This is a genomic window from Vibrio albus (genome assembly GCF_003144035.1).
In the GTDB taxonomy this organism is placed as follows: Bacteria; Pseudomonadota; Gammaproteobacteria; order Enterobacterales; family Vibrionaceae; genus Vibrio; species Vibrio albus.
This window is the reverse complement of record NZ_QFWT01000001.1, coordinates 524,431-547,112: the sequence shown is the minus strand read 5'-3', so window position 1 is coordinate 547,112 and position 22,682 is coordinate 524,431. Positions and strand designations below refer to the sequence as shown.

Here is a 22,682-nt window from a genome sequence, read left to right as displayed (position 1 = left end):
CGGGATTTTTATAACATTTTTACTTGAGGTCAATGCTGTTTATCCGTCCCATAAACATCAGAATTTCAAGGTTATCTTTATGAACTTCCAGTAATTTTTTCTTGGTTTTCAAATAAGCAGCCAGTTTTCCATACTTCTTAATTGAGCATAGAACGCTTCTGTGTTTACAGGCTCCGTTTTCCAGGTATTCCCGCCACTTCGCAATATAATATTGCTCCTTATGGTCCGGATTTTCTTTAGTTGCGTGAGCTTTATATATAATTTTCGGTTCCAGATCATGAGGCAGTCTTGTCATCAGGTACGGGTCCTGAAGAATCCGCTTCCAGAACCTACCCCACATATCGTAACCCAGTTCATTTCTTAGCAAAATGGCCTTCTTTAGCGCTTTGTCTTCGCCAATTCTTACAAATCCGACAGAGCGATGTAACACCTTATCATCCGGGGTGTGAATATGAACTTTAAACGCAGTTTTTCCTTTGGAAATAAATCTATGCCCGGTATTCGTCACTAAATTGCTTTTACTCATAAGCTAAATCAAAAATTATTCTATTTATTATGTGGATATTATTAGATTCCACCGATATATGAAAGAACATATATGAGAAAAACCTATTAATGAAATGTTGTTGTTGAGTTAATAATCAATTTGAGTGGATGCTCTACTATATCTTGTTGATATTTTATTTCTTAAGTGTCTCTTAAGTTTGGTGAGGTACTTTGTCATTATCAGATCAGCAAGAGTATGACGAGATGAAAGCCAGTATTGATACAAATGAGTTACAACTGCAGGTAATTGACAGACATCATCCATTTTGGGATCGGGCTGTTTGTCAAATCCGGGAGCGTTATCAGCAAGCCTTCGAAGCTCAGCTCTACAGTTTTATGCCTGTGTATACGGCATTGACTCAGTCTGAACAGATTATATCGCTGTGCGGTTATCGCATAGCCGGTTCAGAGTCACTGTTTCTTGAACAGTATCTCGGGAAGCAGGCCGAAATTATCTTATCTGAAACTTTTTCTGCCACAGTGCTCCGGGAAAGTCTGGTCGAATTCGGACATCTGGGCTCCTTTGCGAAAGGTATTTCTTACTTCCACTTTCTGAAAATGACAGAAATCCTGGTAGAGCAGGGGATGGAATGGTGCATTTTTACCGCCACTGATCCCCTGTATGCCCTGATGAAAAGACTTGGTCTGAACCCTGTGGTGATTGCTGATGCTGATCCAGAGAAAATTCCGGATGCATCCAGTACATGGGGCTCCTATTACCAGTATCAGCCGAGAGTCTTTGCCGGCAATCTCAGGCATGGCCTTGAATTGCTGAGATCGCGCTCGCAGAGCACGGAAAATTCATTTAGCAGGAAGAAGGTATGAGTACGATTTTACAGGCAATACGTAAGTATGCGAATGAAAGGTCAGAGCTGGTGGCATTTCGGGGTGAGAACTTTACCGGCGAGGAGCAGACGCTGACGTATGCGGAACTGCTTGATCGTATTGAAGATGCGGCAGAGGTATTACAACGACAGAATGCACGTTGCATCGCGCTGAAAGCGGAAAATAGCCTTGACTGGATAGTGGCTGACCTGTCGGCAATGCTGGCTGGTATTGCCATTGTACCGATACCGACGTTTTTTTCTGATCAGCAGGTACAGCATGTGCTGACAGAGTCGGGAGCTGATGTGCTGATCGGCGACTGGCAGGGCTACGGAGAAGTGGTTGCCCATCTTGAATCTTTACCTGTGTATAAAAGAGCCGTCAGCGGGACGGATAAGATCTTACCCGGCACCGGTAAGATCACCTTTACCTCTGGCTCAACCGGCACGCCCAAAGGGGTTTGCCTGAGCGTAATGAACCTTGAACGTATCAGTACGACACTGGCGGCCGAAATCAAGGGACAAAGTCATCGCCACCTGATTCTGCTGCCGCTGTCTACCTTGCTGGAAAACGTGACGGGAATTTATGTTCCGTTACTGCTGGGGGTGACAGCGGTGGTGTTCCGGGGAAGCCGTCTGGGACTGAGCGGATCCAGTCAGTTTGATGCCAGGGCGTTCACCGGGGCGCTTGTAGCGCAGCGTCCCGATAGTCTGGTATTAACCCCCGCCCTGTTAATGGCTCTGATCCAAATCGTTCAGGCTCATCCGGAGCTGGCGGAATCACTCAACTTTGTCGCCGTCGGCGGAGCCCGGGTCGCGGCTGAACTGATTACCAGAGCGCATCAACTGGGTATACCCGCTTATGAAGGGTATGGACTGTCTGAATGTGCCTCTGTAGTCAGCCTGAATACGCCATTTGCCAGCAAAGCAGGCAGTTGCGGAAAAGTTCTGCCCCATATGAACGTGGCGTTGTCGGCGGACAATGAGCTGTTAGTCCGGGGGAATGTGGCGCTTGGTTATCTGGGAGAACCGTTTTCCGGAGAGTGGTATGCCACCGGCGATATAGCGTCTCTGGATGATGACGGGTTTATAACTCTGCAGGGCCGTAAAAAGAACCAGATCATCACCAGCTTTGGCCGCAATATTTCACCGGAATGGATTGAATCACAGGCTCAGGTCTTTGCGCCGGGCTGTACCCTGGTTGTCACCGGTGAGGCTGAGAGCCGTCTCAGTGCCGTCATTAGCCCACAGGAAAATATTGCCGATAAGATTCAAAAATTCAATGACACATTACCGGATTATGCCCGTATCCATCGGTTACTGGTGGTTCCGGAGTTAAGAACAAAACAACACTGGTTTACGGCGAACGGGCGTCCGGTTCGCGAGGTGATCGAACACTGGGTGAGGCAGACGCTGGCAGAGCAGCCGTACTTCTGTTCCCAAACGGACTGTCAGTTAATAAACATTCAGTCGTCAGTGATGGCGACCCTATAAGGTGAATACGATGAGTGATTTTTTCCAGACGTTACAGCAACACACATTACAGGCACAACAACATATGTTACAGGCTCCGGTATTCGAAGCCTGCGCGCGTGGCGATATCAGCCGGGAGATGTATATCGCCTTTCTGACTCAGGCGTTTCATCACGTAAAACATACCGTTCCTCTGTTGATGGCGTGTGGAGGCCGACTGACGGCGGATGATGAGTGGCTGCGAGAAGCGATCGCGGAGTATATCGAAGAGGAACAGGGTCATCATGAATGGATTCTTAACGATATTCGTGAGTGTGGCGGTAATGCCCGGGATGTACGCTTGAATCAGCAGGAAGGCAAAGTCGGACAAGCCATCGAACTGATGGTCGCTTTCCTTTATCACCAGATTGACCGCCATAACCCAATGGCTCTGTTCGGCATGGTGTGGGTACTGGAAGGAACCAGTGTGGGGGTTGGTGGCCAGATGGCCCAACTGGTGAAAACCTCTTTGGATCTTCCTGATACGGCAATGAGTTATCTGACGTCTCACAGTGTGCTGGATCAGGAACATATTAAGTTCTTCGAGAACCTGATGAATAAAGTGGATAACCCGGATGACCAGCAGGCGATTATTGATTCCGCCAATATGGTGTTTTCGCTTTACGGGCAGATGCTACGTGAGCTGCCGCTGGTTTCAGTTTCACAGGCCGCATAAGGAGGAGCGTATGGATTTAAAAGGGAAGTACGTTCTGCTCACCGGCGCTTCTGGCGGAATTGGCGGCGCAATAGCCACTGAGCTGGAATCTCAGGGGGCTCACCTTATTCTGGTGGCGCGGAATAAGGAAAAACTGGAGAAATTACGCCAGTCTCTGATTCACCCCAGAAGGCATGAGAGCCTGAGTGCGGATATCACCACGCCTGAAGGGATGGAGGCATTGCAACAGCAAATTTGCCGGTATGTGGAAGACGATAAAAAAATCAGCGTGTTGATCAATAACGCAGGCAGTAACCAGTTCAGCCCTCTGGCCCGGCGTAGTGCGGCATCGCTTGAAAGAGAAATTCAACTGAACCTGACGACCCCCATTCTGCTGACTCAGATGGTACTGAAGCAGATAGCGCGTCCGGGTATTGTGCTGAATATCGGCTCAACGTTCGGTTCGATTGGGTATCCAGGGTATTCCGCCTATTGCGCGGCGAAGGCCGGCGTTCATCGTTTCAGTGAAGCCATGGACCGTGAGCTGAGTGGTTCGGGGGTCCGGGTGCTTTATCTTGCTCCCCGGGCAACAGAGACCGAGCTGAACAATGATGCGGTCTGTCAGATGAATAAACAGTTGGGGAATGCTTGTGACCAGCCGGAAACGGTTGCCCGGTATGTCAGCCATATGTTGATACATGAACCCGGTGCGACCTGGATCGGCTGGCCGGAAAAACTGTTTGCCCGTATGAATCAGATCCTTCCTGATATGGTTTCCCGCTCTATCAATAAACAGAAGGACACCATCTACCAGTATATGGATCACGCCACCGATAAATCCTGAGAGAGGAGAGAAATAGCTATGAAACGTTTACTAATGATATCGTTACCCTTGGCTCTGACCAGTTTTACGGCGGCCTCTGCAGGAATGGAAGCCGGTGCATTAGCCTCTATTCAGCAGGAATGGGCAGGTTGTCAGTACCAGTCTGAGAGTCAGGATAATCAGGAGTTCTGTTTTAACCATCTGATTGAACGTAATCAGAAGGCATTAACAGAACAACCGAAAAACAATGCGCTTAAAATATGGCTGGCGATTAATAAGGCTTCTCTGGCAGGGGCGAAAGGTGGATTAGGTGCCTTGTCTTTGGCTAAAGAGGCGAAAGCCCTGCTGGAAGATGTCATTGATAAAGCACCGGAAACGTTAAATGGATCCGCTTATACCAGTTTAGGTTCGTTATACTACAAAGTGCCCGGATGGCCGATTGGCTTTGGTGATGATGATACGGCTGAAAAGATGCTGCGTCAGGCTCTGGCAATGAACCCGGAAGGGATTGACCCTAATTATTTTTACGGGGATTTTCTTGCCGAAGACGGCAGAAAGCAGGAGGCGGTGAAGTACCTGACCAAGGCTCTTAACGCGGCTCCAAGGGCTGGACGGCCACTGGCTGATCAGGGGCGGAGACAGGAAATTAAAATGCGACTGGAGAGCTTAAAATAACCGATGCGTCTGTTACTTGTTGAAGATGATACATTGCTTGGTCAGTCCATGACGACATCACTAAGTCGTCATGGATATACGGTTGACTGGGTTGAAAGAGGTGGCGGAGTGTCTTCTGTTCTGAAGGCAGAGCAGTTTATGGCCATCATTCTCGATCTCACCCTTCCTGATATGGACGGCCTTCAGGTTCTGCGCCAGATCCGTGAAGCAGGCTACGATTTGCCGGTACTTATTCTTACCGCCCGTGATGATATTGAAGATCGGGTAAAAGGACTGGATAGCGGGGCTGATGATTACCTTGGTAAACCTTTCGCGCTGGAAGAGTTACTTGCGCGTTTAAGGGTATTAATTCGGCGTCGTTCCGGCAGCTCAGAACAGCTTATAGAGGTAGGGGAATTATCCCTGTCTTTGTCTGAGCAGGTTATTCGTTTTCAACAACAGGCACTGAACCTGACCCGTAATGAGTTTAAGATCCTGGCTAGCTTAATGACGAATGCCGGGCGGGTCATGAGTAAAGAGCAGCTGATACAGTCTTTACATGGCTGGGATGACACCAGTAGTGATAATGCTATCGAGGTGCATATCCATAATGTACGTAAAAAGGTGCCGGGTAAGCTGATAAAAAACATTCGTGGTGTAGGTTATATCATTGAAAAGTAATGAAGTATTCTCGATTAAGCGCCGGCTGACTATTTCAGTAGTCTTGATGGCGTTGTTGCTGTTTGTCGTGTCTATGTATTTTAGCTTCTTAAATGCACGGCATGAGATAGAAGAAGTGTATGATGCCCGCCTCGGTCAGTCCGCAAAGTTGTTGCTGGCGGTGACCTCGACTCCCCGTGATGAGCTCAGTAAGGTTGAATTAAAGCGTAATTTTGAGCAGTGGATGCTCTATACCCAGAGACAGGCAGAATTGCATAAGGAGCAAGGCAATGTTTATGGGCACCCTTATGAACAGAACCTGATGTTCCAGTTTTATCAGGATGGCGGATTGCTGTGGAGTTCAAATCAGGCAATCGGAGCTCTTGCTCAAAACAGGACTCACTCCGGGTTTGACAGCATTACCATCAATGGTGAGGAATGGCGTTACTTTCAGTTAGCTCCTCAGGAAGAAAATGAGAAAGATGAATATATTGTGGTGGCGGAGAAGCAAAGCATCCGGAATGAAATGATTAATGAGATTATTCAGTCGAATGTGCTGCCGCAATTTGTGTTTATTTTCGCTCTGATCACTGTGCTTGTTCTTCTGATCAGTAAAAACTTCCGGCCAATAGCAGAACTGCAAAGTGCCATACGAAGCCGCAGTGTGCTGAAGTTTGATCAGATCTATGTCGCTAATCAAACCACAGAGCTGTCGCCTTTGGTTGAAGCCCTGAATGATCTTCTGGCTCAGTTGGACTCTGCCTGGCAGAGAGAAAAGCGCTTTACCCGGATGGCGGCTCATGAGCTGAAAACCCCGCTGACCATATTACGGTTGAATGCCGAGAATGCGCTGAACAGCCGCAGTCCGGAGCAGTTAGCAGAAGACATGGGCAATATTCTGAAAGGCATCGATCGTACTGACCGCTTGTTGCATCAGTTGCTTACGCTCGCCAAAGTAGAGAGCCTGACGGATATTGAAAAGCAACGTGTTGATTTGTCTGACATCGTCAGACAAGTTACCGCAGACCTTGCCCCTCTGGCGCTGCGTAATGATCAGGAATTGAGTGTTGATATGGATTCCTGTTCACTGGAAGGAGACGTGACGCTGCTTGGGCTGCTGTTTCGCAACCTGATAGAAAATGCGATCCGTTATTCCGGAGAGAAAAGTACGATAGAGATAACGTCTGAAAGAGCCCCGGACAAGGTAGATATTTGTGTCTCTGATACCGGAGAGGCCATTACTGATGAAACCCGCGACAAGTTATTTGATAATTTTTACCGGGGTAATACGGAACGGGGGGACGGTGCCGGGCTGGGTATGTCTATCACCCGTTATATCGCGTCATTACATCGTGCTGAGATCATGCTCTTGCCCCGGAAACAGGGTAAAAATACGTTTCGGGTCCGGTTCTGGCTTTCGCCAGAGACAGAATAGGTCATCGCTCTCTTAGCAGATTTACCGGGGAAAACTGATCGGTGAGTACCCGGGCGGACGTATCCCAGTCAGCTTCTGATGACATACGTTCCGGAAACTTTTCAATGGATACACCGTAATGAGCAAGGCGCTTTGCCATCCTGTCGGCCTGATCCTTTAATTCCTGCATGTTCGGTAGCTCTGCTTTACCGGCAATAATGACGCGGTTCCCGGTCTCTTCGGGGTTTTTAAAATTCAGAAAGGGACCAAACACTTTCCGGTAAGTGACCGATTCATGAGCGTATAGCTGACTGCGCGAGAAGGTATTAGCAATTAATACCCCGTTATCCGTCAGGATCTGTCTGGTTTCTTCCAGAAACTCCTGAGTCATCAGGTGTTCGGGAATATAGTCCCCGTTAAACGCATCCAGCAGAATATAATCGTAATGGTGACCTTGTATGCCGGCCCGTTTAATAAAGACGCGAGCATCAGCAATGGTAACCGTCATAGTGTCTGTTTCCTTAAAATGGAAATAATCATACGCGACTTTTGCCACGGCGGGATCCAGTTCAACGATATCTATCTGAGCACCCGGATACAGTTCACTGAGTACCTGAGGAATCGATCCTCCCCCCAGGCCAACTACCAGAATTTTTTCCGGATCCGGATTGATCAATAACCCGGAGAGCGACATCCGGGTATAGGGGAAAACCAGACGTGAGTCCCCTTGTTTCTGGTACTGACAAGACTGGGTTCTCCGACCTTGAGTGGAAGAAAACGTCAGGCAGCGGCGTCCGTCTTCTTCCACGACGACGATATTCTGATACAGAGATTTTTGCTGGTGAATCACCTTGCTTTGCGCCGGAGCGCTGGACAAAAAAGACAACAGAGTTGCTAACATTCCCATACTGACTAACCTTATCACCATACTATTCCACCTCCGCAACGGCACGGGGGGCCGGTATATAAAAAGCACAGAGCCCACCGGCAAGCAATAACCCTATCAAACTGAATAAAATGGTTTCAATCTCGAACCACAATACCAGATAAAAGGAAGTAATCAGGGTGCCCAGAGCGCTCCCCAGCGTAGAAATAAAATACAGCATACCGGCTATTTGTCCGCTGTGGTGCGTATTCCGGACCAGTAATCGGACCGAATACGGCGCTATCATGCCTAAAATGGTGGTCGGAATAAAAAATAAGAAAGTTGCTGCCACCAGTGAGCCGTACCGGGGATCATTGATATGAAGAAACACCTGCTTCATGATCTCTTCTCCCGTGACGACCAGAGGTAGCAGAGCAAGGGCACCGAAAAAATAGAGCAGGCTGAACTTACGCAGTGACGGCTGATAAACAGACCAGCGCCCCCCAAGCAGATAACCGGCAGATAAAGCCACCATAAAAATTGTGATGAGGCTTCCCCATACATAGATACTGCTGCCGAAGTAGGGGGCTAGAACTCGTCCACCCAGCAGCTCAACCGCCATGATGCTAAAGCCACTGACAAAGGCTAACAGGAGTACCAGCCGGTTGATAAGGTAGTCGGAATTGAGCATAAACGCTGTCCATGGCACATGTCATTGTATTAGTTAAGTATCTGCACTGATGGGGGGCTTAGCAAGAAAGTTAGTGCAGAAAAAACCATCAACCACTTCTAACTGGTAAGATATCACGTATTAAAATATGTTCTTATCACCGATGGTTAGGTGAGTGATGGTGTTGTTATCAGCAATATCACAGCTGGCTGTTACTTTTGTCCAGGTACCGACGGCATCTTCCAGTTCAAAGGGAAAGGTCACACGGTATGGATTCTGTTCCGACTGATTAAAAGAATCAGAGAACCTGGTGCCACCTACGACAGAGTTTTTTATCAATATCTGACACTCGGTAAAAAGGGTGACCTCATCTGACGGATCATGAGTATATTTCCCTATGAATATTAGGTATAAAATAAATAAAGCTAAAGCGCTAAACAAGACAATACCTTTTGATTGTTTCTTTATGCTTTTCATAATTTTTATCCTGTAGCCAACGACAAAGCCATTATGTGCTCACATGCATAGTTTGTATTGGGGCTGAACTCGATTAATCGGTATTTTTAAAGGATGAAAAAGATTAAAAGAAAAGTAATAACTCTGTCGTTTATTGTCTCTTCTGAACCAGCATAAACGTCGGCTTACACTCTTAATTATACTGTAACCAATTGTATTAGATTGGATTTTTGTCTGTTATGGCTGAGTTTATCTCCCATTTCAGATCCGCATTTTATTTTTCATAACCATTAAGAAGGCGTAATTAATATGATTTAAATAATATATATGACCCATATAACGATGTGCTATAGCGAGTCTGCCAATCTATTTATAGAATGACTTACAGTTTTCATGACTGATATATCCAAATAATAATGTTATGAAAATCGTACAAAAATAACCATAACTTTTACGTGATTAAAATAAGCTGATTCAATCCCTGAAAAAGGAATACCGATGAATGTAATGGAACATGCTAAGGCTGAAAAACAACTCGATCTTACTCAGTATGGACTGACCGGAGTCACAGAGATAATCCGGAACCCAAGCTATGAACAGTTATTTACAGAAGAAACTCGTAGTGATCTCGAAGGATTTGAAAAAGGTATAGTGACCAATTTGGGGGCTGTAGCGGTCGATACTGGGGTATTTACAGGTCGTTCTCCTAAAGATAAATTCATTGTAAAGGACGCCACAACCGAAGAAAATTTGTGGTGGACTTCTGAGCATGCAAACAATGACAACAAGCCAATTTCCCTCGAAACATGGGATGAACTAAAAGAGGTCACTATTGCTCAGTTGTCTGATAAACGCCTGTTTGTTGTGGATTGTTACTGTGGTACCAATAGCGATTCACGTCAGGCTGTCCGGTTCATTACTGAAGTCGCATGGCAAGCTCACTTTGTAAAGATCCTGTTTATTCGCCCGTCGGAAAAAGAGCTGGAGACATTTAAACCTGACTTTGTCGTCATGAACGCGGCGAAAGCCGTTAACCCGAACTGGGAGCGTCAGGGACTGAATTCTGAAAACTATGTGGCGTTTAACCTGACGGAAAAAATGCAGTTGATTGGTGGGACCTGGTACGGTGGTGAAATGAAGAAAGGTATGTTCGCCATGATGAATTACTTTTTACCGCTCAAAGGCATCGCATCTATGCACTGCTCTGCAAATGTTGGTATAAACGGTGATACCGCAGTCTTTTTTGGCTTATCCGGAACCGGGAAAACAACCTTGTCTACCGATCCAAAACGTAAACTTATCGGAGATGACGAGCACGGATGGGACGATGACGGTGTGTTTAATTTTGAAGGCGGTTGCTACGCGAAAACCATTCACCTTTCCAAAGGCGCGGAGCCAGAGACCTACCATGCTATCCGCCGTGATGCTCTGTTGGAAAATGTTGTGGTTCGGGATGATGCCTCAATCGATTTTGACGATGCCTCCAAAACCGAAAATACCCGGGTTTCATACCCTATCAACCATATCGAGAATATTGTTAAGCCAGTTTCTAAAGCTGGACATGCCAGAAAAGTTATCTTTCTGACGGCAGATGCGTTTGGGGTATTACCACCCGTTGCTAAGCTGACTCCGGAGCAGACGAAATACCATTTTCTGTCTGGATTTACGGCGAAATTAGCCGGAACAGAACGAGGCATCACGGAACCCGTGCCGACCTTTTCGGCGTGTTTTGGTGCGGCATTTCTGACCCTGCACCCAACCCGATATGCCGAGGTGTTGGTTAAACGGATGGAAGCGGCGGGTGCAGAAGCGTATCTGGTGAACACGGGCTGGAATGGTTCAGGAAAGCGTATTTCTATTAAAGATACCCGGGCCATCATTGATGCGATTCTGGATGGCTCAATTGAAAACGCAGACATGAAGAATGTACCCATCTTCAACCTTGCCATCCCCACATCACTACCCGGTGTTGATTCCACCATTCTGGACCCTCGAGATACCTATGCAGAACCAGTGCTGTGGGAAACCAAGGCTAACGATCTCGCTCAACGTTTTATCAGGAACTTCGAAAGTTATACTGATAACGATGAAGGTAAAGCCCTTGTTGCCGCCGGGCCTCAGCTTGAGAGTTAGTCCCTTAACGGTTTTGAGGTAGTAAGTAATACAACTGAGCACCAGAAAGAGGTGCTCAGTTAAACAGAGTCACAACTGTATTTTATGACCAAAAGATACGGCAATGGTTTCTTCGGTAGAATCATAATCTAAGTCGGCTTTACTATAGCGTAGGCCTACAATCCAGCTGGAAAAGTCAGCATTGATCGCTGCTCCCCACTTAAAGCCATCAATAGTTTCATTTGCACTAGCCCTTAAACTCTCAACAGTAGCGGTTGCTTCTAACCGAATGGCTGAGTAACCAGCAAAAGCATATATATTCACTTGAGAGTTTTCTGAGGCATCAAATTGTATACCTACTGGAATAAAATATGCCCCATATCCATATGTTTCTTCAATTTTTCCTGAAACATCAAGGCCGTCGACAGTTCCACTGACGCTTATATCATTATCATATAGAGAGGCCTCTACCTCGCCACCATAGAAGTACCCATTTGCGCTAACGTTTCTTGCACCAAATATAACTCCAAACTGATTACCACTCACATCTTCTAGTTCATGGCTACCAAGCTCACCAAGTAGATACACATCTTGTGTACCAACCTCCTCGTTATTGTTTGCAAACACACCAGTAGAAATAGCAAGCAAGCCGAGAGTACTAACAACCTTTGCCACTGTTTTCATGTTTCTTTCCTTATTTTCCTATGGAATGAACGCCGATATAAATATGCATTTGTTTGTTATGCACCTTTAATGCTAGCTTAATCAATTAATAACCATGCAGTTTGTGTGTTTTAAAAATAAGAAAATTTATATTGAATTGATATTCAATATAAAATTTTAACAAAGCGCATTTATTTAACAAATGATATTGTTATCAAAAGGTCGTGGTTTATCTTTCGAAAAGATAATGTAAATCAGTTTTAATTGTTATACGGGAAAACAAGCAGAGCGAATAAGATTCTCTACTCTTTTCTATTGTTTCTGAGTAAATAAAAATTATTCCTCAGTCTTTGTGGCTAATTTTTCTAAAGTAGTTATTTTTATTAGGTTTTTAATTAAATCATTATAAATCAATATGATAGGTTTTCACAAAAGAGGTCTTTTATTAACCGACTATTAATTTTTATTATAAACTCGATGGTAACTATTGCTGTTCATTAATCAGAAAGCTAATCACATACCAGCCATAAGTAACTTATTGATAATCAAATTCTTTATAATTAACTTAATACATTGGTGATAAATTAAAACACCATGCTCTACTATCGGCTAAGCCGTGGTATGAAAAGACACTAAGTGAGCTATTCACTGGAGGTACTGAATGTGAGTGAAATGGCGTCCCCTACAGGATTCGAACCTGTGTCTAAGGCTTAGGAGGCCCTTGTTCTATCCGGCTGAACTAAGGGGACGCGGCAAGAAGGCTTATTATATACAAATTTACCTTGGGTAAACAAACGGTTAAACCGGTCATATCGTACATTAATTCAGCAGTCAGTGACGGTTAACACGATGATTATAAAATTAAAACTTTGTTTCAAAAAACACAAACTCTTATGTTGAGGTTGGAAACGCAGTAGGGAATAGTTGGTGGTATACAGGCACGCACTATGTATGCAGTGTCATTTTACATGGACCAACCAAGTGAAACCTACGGAACCCTACATGTTACTGACTGTTAAGCGCAAACTCCTTATCGTTACTGTCCCTATTATTCTCGCGTTGCTGTACTTTTCTGGTGTTCAGATCCACCAGGCTTATACTTCCCGCAGCTCTGCCAATACTATTGCTACCTTTGTGGAATTGTCCACTCATAACAGCCGTCTGGTGTATGAGTTGCAGGCTGAGCGGGAGGTCGTGGCGGGGCTTCTTGGCTCAGAAAGGGATAATTTTACCGGCCAACTGGCAGAGCAGCGTCAGAAAACAGATAAACATATTCAGACGCTGATAAGCTACATGCAGCATCACCGTGATGTACTTCAGGCATACCCTGATCTCTGGCGAGTGATGGACTTGGCCACTAAGCAGTTTCAAAACATCGACACCTTACGATCAGAAGTACTTAATCAAAGCATTCCCTTCAGTAAGGCTCTGAATTATTACTCCAAACTCAATGAATATTTACTGGCGGCACCCGCGCTGGCGGTGAAAGTGTCGAGGGAGGCAGAGGTTAGCCGTGCGCTGATGGCTTATGATCTGTTTTTACAAGGGCTGGAGAGAGCCGGTATTGAACGGACATTGTTGCACCATGCTTTTGAGCAGGGGCGGTTTGGTGCCGGTGAATATCGAAAATTTTCTTCTCTGGTGAGTGAGCAGGAAAGCTATTTTTCCACTTTTATTCTCTATTCTGATAATAAGGTCGTCAGCCACTATCAAGACAGGATGGCATCGCTGGCCATAAAAGAAGTCGAAAATTACCGGAAAAAAACATTTACCGGTTTTATGCGCCAGGATGCTCATGAATGGTTAACTGTCTCGTCAAAGCGTATTGATCTCCTGTACCTGACAGAAGCTGAGTTGAGAGAAGATATTCTGGCACTCGAACACGCTATTGCTGCTGAGCATAACCGCAGCTTCTGGGGAAGCCTGGTGCTGTCTGTACTGGTGATCAGCCTGTCGGTGTATGTGTGTTACCGGTTGCTCAGCGGTATTAACCGCCAGGTCAGCTATCTTAACCGTACCATGGGCAATGCGGCAGACAAGAATCTTCAGGTACGTTGTCAGGCAATTGCTCAGGATGAGCTTGGTAGTATTTCAGTGAATCTGAATACGATGCTGGATGAACTGACCGATGCAGTCAGCATTATTGCGGATGCCAGCGAGCAGTTATTTTCTGCTGCAGAGCAATCTACGAAGACTGTGGAGCAGAATGCCAACAACCTGCACCGGCAACAGGGGGATGTCGATCAGATAGTGACAGCGGTGAAGCAGATGAATGCGTCGGTTAAAGAGGTGACACGAAGTATACGGAACACCTCAGAGCAAGCCGATTCAGCAAACCAGCAGGTGTTAGGGAGTGAGCGGTTGGTACAAACGTCGATGGATTCCATCGAGGAAGTGCAAAACAGAATCGAATCGGTCAGCCATACGATTTACTCATTGCATCAAAGTACCGATAACATTTCCGGGGTGGTAGATGTCATACAAGATATCGCTGAGCAGACTAATCTGTTGGCTCTGAACGCAGCTATTGAATCGGCAAGAGCGGGGCAGCATGGCAGAGGGTTTGCTGTGGTGGCGAGTGAGGTGCGTTCTCTGGCTCAGCGAACCTACGAATCCACCCGTGAAATTGAAAGTATGGTGGCTAAACTGCAGAAAGATAGCAACAGTACTTTCGAGCAGATCAATGGTGCCAGGGAGCATGTGGCGATAAGCGTAGAGAAAGCGGTAAACGTAAAAGAAGCACTGAGCACCATGACTGAGTCAATCAATACGATACGGGACAACGCGACACAGATAGCCTCTGCGGCAGAGCAGCAGGTTCAGGTGAGTGAAGATATCGCGTCCCGGGCTCAGACGATAGGGGCTGGTGTTAGGCACGCAGCCAGAAGTGGTGAGCAAATGGCAGAAGCCGCCAGAGCGCAGGCGCGTCTGTCTGAGAAGCTGAAGTATTTAGTGAGTCAGTTTAAAATCATTTCTGACTGAATCAGCAACTTATTTCATGTAGTCTATAATTTAACCACATTATAAGTGTACACAGCAGCTTCTGTTAGTACACGTCATTCTAAATAGGTTAGTTCAGTCAGGCTGAGGAGAAGTTATGCAGTTAAGTGTCAGACAAAAGTTACTCACGGTTATTGTTCCTATACTTTTGGCTTTAATTTATTTTTCCGGGGCTCATATCTTACAGACTAAAGAAGCGGAATCAAAAGCAGAAGCGATTTCCCACTTTGTCGCGTTATCCACTTATAACAGCCGGTTGGTGCATGAACTGCAGAAAGAGAGGGGGATGTCAGCCGGCTTTCTTGGGTCTGGAGGAAAGAAGTTTGTACAGAAGCTGGAGGCGCAGCGTCGGGAGACGGATAGACGCCTTCAGGAGTTGCAAGGCTACCTCAGTGCCGAAGAAGAGCAGATAAAACATTACCCGCAACTGTGGAATGTGATGGAAACGGCGAATACCATGCTGAGCAGAATCCGCCCGATGCGATCCGGGATCAGTGCCTTGACGACGCCGCTGGGAGAGGCTCTGAGTTATTACACCACGCTCAATGGCCATCTGCTCTCTGTTCCGGGCCTTGCCGTCAAAATATCGGATGTAGCCGAAATCAGCCAGTTTCTGGTGGCATACTACGAGTTTTTGCAGGGTAAAGAGCGTGCGGGTATCGAACGGGCAGTGCTAAGTAATACGTTTGGTCAGGGTCAGTTCGGGCCAGGGATGTATCGTAAATTTATTACTCTGGTCAGTGAACAGAACAGTTATCTGTCTTCTTTTCAGGTTTATGCCGGGGATAAATATGTGCAGAGTTATAAAACCCTGTTAAACAGCCCGGCGGTTCAGGAAGTGGAACGTTACCGTCAGAGTGCTATCTCCGGGGAATTTAATCGGGATCCGGAAGCCTGGTTTGCCGCGTCTACAAAACGGATCGAGTTTCTGAAGAAAGAAGAAGATCGCCTGACGGAAGATATTCTGTCCCTGTCTGGGCGTATTGTTGAAACTAAGGCCAGAGCCTTCTGGTTTTATCTGGTGGTATCGCTGGCTTTGGTGGTTTTGGCTGGCTATGTCAGCTATATACTCTTGAATGGAATCACCCTGCAGGTACGTTGCCTTAACCGCACCATGAAGCTTGCGGCTGAGAAAGATCTGAGTGTCCGTTGTGAAGTGATTGGCAAGGATGAATTAGGTAATATTTCCGTTAACTTGAATGCGATGCTGACTGAGCTAACCGAGGCTATGCATATTATCTCCGCCTCAGGCATTCAGTTGGCTTCTGCGGCCGAAGAATCAACCGCTACGGTTCATCAAAACGCGGATCACCTGGAGCAGCAGCAGGCCGATCTGGCCGACAAATTACAGCGCCTGATGGGGGAGTTTAAAACGGAGAAGGTGTAATACTAACGCGGCTAGCTATCTAATACTCTTAACGGTAAGACACAAAAAAGCCGGTGTATATAGGTTTTAATATAACCAATATACACCGGCCTTTTATTTATCTGAGCTTATTCAAACAGTCGATTAAGGCATTTCCTTATGCATGACATCTCCTATCTGGATACTTTGAGCCAGCTCAGGCTGATCAATACTGGCCTCTGATTCCTGATCGTAGGTACGGGTAACCGTCAGAGTAATGGCACTCTGAGACACTTTATTTCTTGGCAACCCGTATTGATCAATAAAGGAGCCGGTATGCCACAGATGCAGTTTGTCGCCGACTCTGACACCATGAATACGGCCCAAATCGATGGTGACCAGACGTTTATTATGCTTGGCAATCACTTGTGGCAGGGTGATCTTACATGACAGTTCGGCCTCCAGATCCAGCATGATTTTCCGGCTGACACGCAGCAACATTTCACCATAACTGGATTCCCAGAACCGGGCGCTTCGGGTATCCACCTGACTGGTTTTCGGGAATGGCCAGTTGGCAATTTCACGATAGCTTTTGTTATAGATCTCGTGGCCGGTTTTACCGTCATAAACCTGCATTTCCAGAGCAAACTGACGGTTGATAATATCATCGCTGAGTGTTTTCTGGACAATAGTGGCACTCAGGTCGGTGATGGTTCCGCCAATGATATACTGGGCATTATTGTCCTCGGCAATCATCTTTAGCATCTCCGGCTGATTTTTATCTATTTTATAATCGGTGGTCCCGACAGAGAGGAAACTGACGGATTCCGCATCTAACTGGCGATTGACCACGTGGCTGAAGTCATCACCGATTTTGTAAACCTGCCCCATTACCGCCTGACGTGGGTGAGCCAGATCGATGTTGCCGACTAAAAACGTTTTTTTGTACTGACCAACCTGGCAACCTGTTGCCGATGGGTAAATATCCGCCCGGACGGTGACGCGCATCTTGTTGCCGGAGATCACTTTCTCGACTACCCGAACATAGCGAACCTCGTGGTTTGTGAACTGGTATTCTTCCCGGTCTTCTTCCAGAAACGGCATCAGGCCACTTAGTGAGCCAATATCGGCTCCGGCATATTTCATAGCCTGATACAAAGCGTCTTCTAGTGCGTGAATTCTGGCTTTATTCGCAGAGGCAACAATGGTTGCCGTGCCGGTAACCTCATACCAGGCGGCTTGAGTTATGTTGCTGAACAGAAGAACAATCAACAGAGGCAGATAAGTAAGAAATCGTTTTTTCATTAGCGTTTTACCAAATGGGTATAATTATTGCTTCATTTTAAGGGTAATGTTTCAGGTGTTGGTTTTCTGTCTAAGGCAAATACAGAAAAGCAAGGATTGTTCCAGTTACCTGAATAATAGGTTTATAAGGGACAGTCCGCCAGATAACCAAAGGTGTAATGGTGACACCTGGTCAGTATATCCGGAGAATAAGATAATGAAGAAATGGTTTATTGTAGCAATGACGGTGCTTCTGGCATCCTGCTCGTATTCGCCCATTTATAATGGTAAGGAGCCCTACCCGGGTAGCCGCTTCTTGCTGATGGAAAATCCACGACATACGATGGATTTCTTTGTTGACAGTATGACGGAACAGCTGGTCGAATCGAATACCAGCATTTCTGCCAGAACGCCGATCGCGGTTACCTCGTTTGTTGATTTGCAATACATGGACACAACGAACTGGCTGGGTAATTCCGTATCGGAAGGATTTATTTTCCAGTTGCAGAGACGCGGGTTCAAGGTGGTTGATTTTAAAACAACGGGATCAATCCGGGTTACTTCACAAGGTGATTTTGCGTTGAGCCGAGACTGGAAAGATTTGGCTCAGGAACAGGAAGTACAGTATGTACTGACAGGCACCATGCTTCGTCAGGAGGGTGGTGTTCTGGTGAATGCCCGCGTAGTTGCCATGCGCAGCCGGATTGTCGTAGCAACGGCACAGGCATTCCTGCCAGCGGATAGAATTGGCCGCGATCTGGATACGATGAATACTATCCGGACTCAGGATGGGCTGATTATTCGCTCGGATCCAACCCGTACGTCACCGAATACGATCGTTCTACGTCCGTAGTAATATTGCTTTACAGGAGCTTATGATGAGAAAAGTGTTAGCCATAATTGCTTTAGTAATATTTGCAGCGGGCTGCCAGCCATTACAGACCATGCGGGAAGACAATATTCTGGTTGCTGTGGGTTATGCCAGCATTAGCGAGCAGAAGGGTCGGAATGATGAAGAGAAACGGGTGCGTGCTATGCGGGCCTCTAAAATTGATGCTTATCGTGAACTGGCCGAACAAATCTACGGTATGCGTGTCAGTGGCCGGGCCGATCTGGAAGACCAGCGTTTAGGGGTAGAAAGAACGTCTGGTGCGGTTGATGGTGTGATCCGGGGGGCGGAAGTGATCCGCAGCTATCCGGTCGGCGACAGTTATGTGACCGAACTGCAGTTGGACATTGATAAAATGGATCGACTGAGAGATTACGGTGAAGTACAGCAGGTGCCGAAGAAAAGACAGCAGACTTTATTCTGACAACGTAATTAACGTTTATTCTCCGTACATAAAAAAACAGCAGGCTAATCCTGCTGTTTTTTTATGTTATGCAAAGCGGTAATAAAAGAGGGGGGCTTCTAAGCCTTGATATTGGTACCTAGCGTGGTAAATGTTTTCGTCTGACCACCGGCGTTATACGTCATACCAATTTTGCCGCGGCTTTCCTGCATCATATTGTTCAGCTTATTAAAGCTCAGTTGTGCTCGCTGCAACGCCTGTCCGTTAACGTCATTTGCCTGTTGGCAGTCGTGCATGATGGACTGAATAAGTGCGATTTTCTCTTTGAGTGGCCCTTCTTCTGAGAGAAGATTTACATCCGGGTGGACAGCAATACGCTGGTCAGTTTGCTGAAGCTGATTAAGCAGAGTCAGCTTATCTTTTGCCAGTTGCTCAATATCTTTGGATATGCGCTTAGCGATCGCCACTTTTTCATTACTTAGTAACTCAGAAAGTGAACGTGCATTTTCTATCTGGAAATCAATTAAGTCCGTCAGCTTTGCCATAATACGTGCTTTGCTGTAATCATGCTAATTAGAGTCAGTTAGCTTTTCGTGAACGGGGCGGCGATTACAGGCCGCCTAGTTCTTTTTCATATTTGATCATGTTATCGGCCAGCTTTTCAGGATCAACCTGATAAGAACCATTGGCGATAGCTTCTTTGATAGCCGCCACTTTTGCACTATCGAAACTTGGCTCTGAAGCCATTGACTGATGCAACTGACCCATAGCTTTACCCTGCTGACTTAATGACACGGAATCGCGGCTGTTTTTCGCCTCGGATGCCGAGTCAGAGCGTTCAGCTGTCTTTGACTCTGTCCGGGAAGGACTACGACCTGTGGTCATAGTTTGCCCCGTACGAATGTTATCTATGCCTGCCATAATTTAAGCCTTTCCGCTTGCCTATTAAATGCCTGTATACAGAGTATCGACAATAAAAGTCTAAACTTTAGACTTTTTGATCATAAAATTTCGTCCCTATTAGTTTGCGCTATATTTCATCAGAAATATACAGTTATTTCAGCAATGCCGGTCACAACGCCATCGACGATACGGTTAGATTTATCATTTTTTGCTTTAACCTGCTCACCCATCGCCCCATCACTCAGCGCCGTACCTTTGGTTGTGATCGACAGTTCACCTTTTACTGCTCTTATGATGACTTTTTCATTTCTGCAAACGACACAGACATCATTGCGCTCAAGTACATCCCCGGCCCTGATGTTTTTTTTCAGTTTTGCGCCTACAATTTGATCAACCTCGGTAAAGCCTTGCCGGCGATAGGCAGTCAGTTCGATCATGCTCAGAGTGACATCGCTATCAAGCACTAGTTCTCCTCTGGTTAAAGCATGGGTGGCCGTTACCAGAGGCATGGATATAGTGGTTCTTACGGGGACGTAGATGCGCCAGTTATCTTCTGGACATTCAACCAACACGGTAATATTACTGGTGGTATGGCTGGTAGTTTTTGACGATGTCCGAAGAGGTGAAGGGCAGTCTGTCGCTTTAATTCGAGAGTCCAGTTCGGCCGCCTTGGCAATTAAATTCCCATTCACAGGCAGTTGTACGGTATCATTTACGTGAGCTTCCGCAGCTTTTTGGATTTTCTCAATCTGTTCGGTGGTGGCGGCGTGGCAAAATAGACTAAAGAAAAAGAGAAAAAAGCCGATAGATTTATTAAGAGATTTATATAAAGCTTTAGTATTAGAAGTCGAGTACATAGCGGATATACCTTATTGGACGACAGCCTGTTTGTGTGCTTTCTTTACAAGAGCTTAGTTAGATTATCATTTTTACCCATATGTTTGAATTGGAGTTGAGTTTATGACCGGCATTCTGGATACAGTGAACCAGCGTACGCAGCTAGTAGGTCAAAACAGACTGGAGCTGCTTTTATTTCGTCTGATGGGCCGTCAGCGTTATGGTATCAACGTATTTAAAGTAAAAGAAGTACTTCAGTGTCCTAAGTTGACGGCGATGCCAAATCTGCATCCAATGGTCATTGGTGTCGCCCATATTCGGGGACAGACGATTTCTGTTATCGACCTGAGTATGGCTATTGGCGGGCGTCCGACCCCGGATCCCGCAAACTGTTTTGTGGTGATTTCTGAATTTAACCGTACTACGCAAGGGTTCCTGGTTGCTTCCGTAGAACGGATTGTCAATATGCACTGGGAATCTATTCTTCCGCCACCTGAAGGGGCGGGTAAAGGGAACTATCTGACGGCCGTCACTAACATTGATAACGAGCTGGTTGAAATTATTGATGTGGAAAAAATTCTCGCCGAAATTGCACCGGTGGATGAGGCGATGAGCGATAAGCTGGCAGAAGAGATTGCTGAAGCAGAAAAAGAGTCGGAACAGGAAATTGTTCGCCGCATTCTGATTGCTGATGACTCTACTGTGGCACGTAAGCAGGTACAGAGAGCAATTGAATCTGTGGGCTTTGAAGCGGTGGCCGTAAAAGACGGTAAAGAAGCTTATAATAAGCTATTGGAAATGGCGGCCGATGGAGGTGTATTCAAACATATCTCTTTGGTAATATCCGATATCGAAATGCCGGAAATGGACGGGTATACTCTTACCGCAGAGATCCGCCGTCATCCAGATTTAAAAGATCTGCACGTTATCTTACACACCTCCTTGAGCGGTGTATTTAACCAGGCAATGGTCGAGCGCGTTGGTGCGAATGAGTTTATTGCTAAATTCAATCCTGACGAGCTGGGTGCAGCCGTTAAAGCTGCTGTAAGTAAGAATAAAAAGAGTAATAAATGACAGCTATTACAATAAGCGATCAGGAATATAAAGATTTTAGTCGCTTTTTAGAGTCGCAATGCGGGATAGTTCTGGGAAATAGTAAGCAGTATCTGGTGCGTAGCCGCCTGAGCCCGCTTGTGACTAAATTTAAGTCAGGTTCTTTGTCCGAGTTACTGCGTGATGTAGTCACAGGACGAAACCGTGAACTTAGGGTTGCCGCTGTTGATGCAATGACGACCAATGAAACACTCTGGTTTCGTGATAGCTACCCATTTTCTGTTCTTTCTGAAAAATTATTGCCGGAAGTCGCCGAAAAAAAACGGCCTATCAAAATTTGGTCTGCCGCCAGTTCTTCCGGGCAGGAGCCATATTCCATCGCGATGACGGTTCTGGAAACCCAGCAGAAAAGACCCGGCCTTCTTCCAAGTCTATCAATCACCGCTACGGATATATCTGCCAGCATGCTGGATATGTGTCGTGCAGGTGTATACGACAACCTTGCTCTGGGAAGAGGCTTGTCACCGGAACGTCGCCGCATCTTTTTTGAAGATGCTGGTGGCGGCAAAATGAAGGTAAAAGATAACGTGAAGCGGATGGTGAACTTCCGTCCACAGAACCTGATGGAAAGTTATGCCTTGCTGGGTAAATTTGACATCGTTTTCTGCCGCAATGTGCTGATTTACTTTTCTCCTGAAATGAAGTCTCAGGTGTTAAATTCTATCGCTAATACTCTTAACCCGGGCGGCTATCTGCTGCTGGGTGCATCTGAATCCCTGACCGGCCTGACCGATAAGTTTGAGATGGTTCGGTGTAATCCGGGGATTATTTACAAGCTGAAATAGACTACAGAGCAGGCGCAGATGCCCTGAAGAATACAGAAGATCGCAGGGTTTTCTGTAATCTGTACTCTTAAAGCGAAGCGCTCTGTATTCTTTCTAGTCTCTAGTCTCTAGTCTCTAGTCTCTAGTCTCTAGTCTCTAGTCTCTAGTCTCTAGTCTCTAGTCTCGTGCAAATCCTTTCTCTCTCATTTACACTAACGATGACATTTCAATCTTTCCTGTCAGTAACTCAGATGGTTTATTGGTCTGATAATTGCTGACATCAGGAGAAA

General features: G+C 46.1%; 23 protein-coding genes and 1 tRNA gene. 14 read left to right on the top strand and 10 right to left on the bottom strand.

Features of this window, described 5'->3' with window-relative positions:
* Positions 1 to 19 precede the first annotated feature (19 nt).
* Entirely contained in the window at positions 20 to 526 is a 507-nt protein-coding gene (locus DI392_RS02400; protein ID WP_109318304.1) for a Fe3+-citrate ABC transporter substrate-binding protein, read from the bottom strand.
* Positions 527 to 750: 224 nt separating this feature from the next.
* On the opposite strand from DI392_RS02400, the gene DI392_RS02395 reads away from it, so the two are divergent.
* From DI392_RS02395 to DI392_RS02365, 7 genes are read left to right on the top strand one after another with little or no spacing between them, the layout of a single operon-like run.
* Positions 751 to 1,371, top strand: coding sequence for a thermostable hemolysin (locus tag DI392_RS02395; RefSeq protein ID WP_109318303.1), 621 nt, complete (start codon positions 751 to 753; stop codon positions 1,369 to 1,371).
* On the top strand, positions 1,368 to 2,864 hold the full coding sequence (locus DI392_RS02390; RefSeq protein WP_109318302.1) for an AMP-binding protein: 1,497 nt from the start codon (positions 1,368 to 1,370) through the stop codon (positions 2,862 to 2,864). The genes DI392_RS02395 and DI392_RS02390 overlap by 4 nt, the downstream gene beginning before the upstream one ends.
* A 10-nt stretch (positions 2,865 to 2,874) precedes the next feature.
* Positions 2,875 to 3,558 carry an iron-containing redox enzyme family protein gene (locus DI392_RS02385; RefSeq protein WP_109318301.1) on the top strand — a complete coding sequence of 228 codons (684 nt, stop codon included), beginning with the start codon at positions 2,875 to 2,877 and terminating at the stop codon, positions 3,556 to 3,558.
* Between the two features lie 10 nt (positions 3,559 to 3,568).
* Positions 3,569 to 4,381 (top strand): SDR family oxidoreductase, encoded by an 813-nt coding sequence (locus DI392_RS02380; RefSeq protein ID WP_109318300.1) that lies wholly within the window; start codon positions 3,569 to 3,571, stop codon positions 4,379 to 4,381.
* Positions 4,382 to 4,399: 18 nt separating this feature from the next.
* A complete protein-coding gene (locus DI392_RS02375; RefSeq protein WP_109318299.1) occupies positions 4,400 to 5,035 on the top strand; it encodes a tetratricopeptide repeat protein in 636 nt (211 codons plus the stop codon).
* Between the two features lie 3 nt (positions 5,036 to 5,038).
* On the top strand, positions 5,039 to 5,695 hold the full coding sequence (locus DI392_RS02370) for a response regulator (RefSeq protein ID WP_109318298.1): 657 nt from the start codon (positions 5,039 to 5,041) through the stop codon (positions 5,693 to 5,695).
* On the top strand, positions 5,685 to 7,109 hold the full coding sequence (locus DI392_RS02365; RefSeq protein ID WP_483887668.1) for an ATP-binding protein: 1,425 nt from the start codon (positions 5,685 to 5,687) through the stop codon (positions 7,107 to 7,109). The genes DI392_RS02370 and DI392_RS02365 overlap by 11 nt, the downstream gene beginning before the upstream one ends.
* A 1-nt stretch (position 7,110) precedes the next feature.
* Here DI392_RS02365 and DI392_RS02360 read toward each other — a convergent pair whose 3' ends face one another.
* The 3 genes from DI392_RS02360 to DI392_RS02350 all read right to left on the bottom strand — a co-directional run bounded on the left by DI392_RS02360 (position 7,111) and on the right by DI392_RS02350 (position 9,100).
* Positions 7,111 to 7,995, bottom strand: a complete 885-nt coding sequence (locus DI392_RS02360) for a spermidine synthase (RefSeq protein ID WP_245883901.1) — start codon at positions 7,993 to 7,995, stop codon at positions 7,111 to 7,113.
* 22 nt (positions 7,996 to 8,017) lie between these two features.
* Entirely contained in the window at positions 8,018 to 8,644 is a 627-nt protein-coding gene (locus DI392_RS02355; protein WP_109318296.1) for a fused MFS/spermidine synthase, read from the bottom strand.
* A gap of 120 nt (positions 8,645 to 8,764) precedes the next feature.
* Positions 8,765 to 9,100 (bottom strand): hypothetical protein, encoded by a 336-nt coding sequence (locus DI392_RS02350; protein ID WP_109318295.1) that lies wholly within the window; start codon positions 9,098 to 9,100, stop codon positions 8,765 to 8,767.
* 477 nt (positions 9,101 to 9,577) lie between these two features.
* On the opposite strand from DI392_RS02350, the gene pckA reads away from it, so the two are divergent.
* A complete protein-coding gene (gene pckA, locus DI392_RS02345; RefSeq protein ID WP_109318294.1) occupies positions 9,578 to 11,212 on the top strand; it encodes a phosphoenolpyruvate carboxykinase (ATP) in 1,635 nt (544 codons plus the stop codon).
* A gap of 69 nt (positions 11,213 to 11,281) precedes the next feature.
* Here the strand turns inward: pckA and DI392_RS02340 are convergent, their stop codons facing one another.
* Positions 11,282 to 11,875, bottom strand: a complete 594-nt coding sequence (locus tag DI392_RS02340) for a hypothetical protein (RefSeq protein WP_109318293.1) — start codon at positions 11,873 to 11,875, stop codon at positions 11,282 to 11,284.
* A 652-nt stretch (positions 11,876 to 12,527) separates the two neighbouring features.
* A tRNA-Arg gene (locus DI392_RS02335) sits at positions 12,528 to 12,603 on the bottom strand.
* A gap of 253 nt (positions 12,604 to 12,856) precedes the next feature.
* On the opposite strand from DI392_RS02335, the gene DI392_RS02330 reads away from it, so the two are divergent.
* Both DI392_RS02330 and DI392_RS02325 read left to right on the top strand, forming a co-directional pair.
* A complete protein-coding gene (locus tag DI392_RS02330) occupies positions 12,857 to 14,836 on the top strand; it encodes a methyl-accepting chemotaxis protein (RefSeq protein ID WP_181388347.1) in 1,980 nt (659 codons plus the stop codon).
* Positions 14,837 to 14,951: 115 nt separating this feature from the next.
* On the top strand, positions 14,952 to 16,241 hold the full coding sequence (locus DI392_RS02325; RefSeq protein ID WP_109318291.1) for a methyl-accepting chemotaxis protein: 1,290 nt from the start codon (positions 14,952 to 14,954) through the stop codon (positions 16,239 to 16,241).
* Between the two features lie 123 nt (positions 16,242 to 16,364).
* On the opposite strand, the gene DI392_RS02320 is transcribed toward DI392_RS02325, so the two are convergent.
* Positions 16,365 to 17,504, bottom strand: a complete 1,140-nt coding sequence (locus DI392_RS02320) for a flagellar assembly protein FlgT (protein ID WP_109318290.1) — start codon at positions 17,502 to 17,504, stop codon at positions 16,365 to 16,367.
* 196 nt (positions 17,505 to 17,700) lie between these two features.
* On the opposite strand from DI392_RS02320, the gene DI392_RS02315 reads away from it, so the two are divergent.
* Together DI392_RS02315 and DI392_RS02310 are read left to right on the top strand one after the other, a co-directional pair.
* Positions 17,701 to 18,336, top strand: a complete 636-nt coding sequence (locus DI392_RS02315) for a FlgO family outer membrane protein (RefSeq protein WP_109318289.1) — start codon at positions 17,701 to 17,703, stop codon at positions 18,334 to 18,336.
* A 25-nt stretch (positions 18,337 to 18,361) separates the two neighbouring features.
* Positions 18,362 to 18,796 (top strand): LPP20 family lipoprotein, encoded by a 435-nt coding sequence (locus DI392_RS02310; protein WP_109318288.1) that lies wholly within the window; start codon positions 18,362 to 18,364, stop codon positions 18,794 to 18,796.
* 98 nt (positions 18,797 to 18,894) lie between these two features.
* On the opposite strand, the gene DI392_RS02305 is transcribed toward DI392_RS02310, so the two are convergent.
* The 3 genes from DI392_RS02305 to flgA all read right to left on the bottom strand — a co-directional run bounded on the left by DI392_RS02305 (position 18,895) and on the right by flgA (position 20,535).
* A complete protein-coding gene (locus DI392_RS02305; RefSeq protein ID WP_109318287.1) occupies positions 18,895 to 19,320 on the bottom strand; it encodes a flagella synthesis protein FlgN in 426 nt (141 codons plus the stop codon).
* Between the two features lie 64 nt (positions 19,321 to 19,384).
* A complete protein-coding gene (gene flgM / locus DI392_RS02300; RefSeq protein WP_109318286.1) occupies positions 19,385 to 19,696 on the bottom strand; it encodes a flagellar biosynthesis anti-sigma factor FlgM in 312 nt (103 codons plus the stop codon).
* A gap of 119 nt (positions 19,697 to 19,815) precedes the next feature.
* The gene (gene flgA, locus DI392_RS02295; protein ID WP_109318285.1) at positions 19,816 to 20,535 is read right to left on the bottom strand and encodes a flagellar basal body P-ring formation chaperone FlgA; all 720 of its coding nucleotides are present in this window, start codon (positions 20,533 to 20,535) and stop codon (positions 19,816 to 19,818) included.
* Between the two features lie 103 nt (positions 20,536 to 20,638).
* Between flgA and DI392_RS02290 the strand changes: the two genes are divergently transcribed.
* Both DI392_RS02290 and DI392_RS02285 read left to right on the top strand, forming a co-directional pair.
* Positions 20,639 to 21,589, top strand: coding sequence for a chemotaxis protein CheV (locus DI392_RS02290; RefSeq protein WP_109318284.1), 951 nt, complete (start codon positions 20,639 to 20,641; stop codon positions 21,587 to 21,589).
* Positions 21,586 to 22,413 (top strand): protein-glutamate O-methyltransferase, encoded by an 828-nt coding sequence (locus tag DI392_RS02285; protein WP_109318283.1) that lies wholly within the window; start codon positions 21,586 to 21,588, stop codon positions 22,411 to 22,413. The genes DI392_RS02290 and DI392_RS02285 overlap by 4 nt, the downstream gene beginning before the upstream one ends.
* Positions 22,414 to 22,682: the final 269 nt, after the last annotated feature.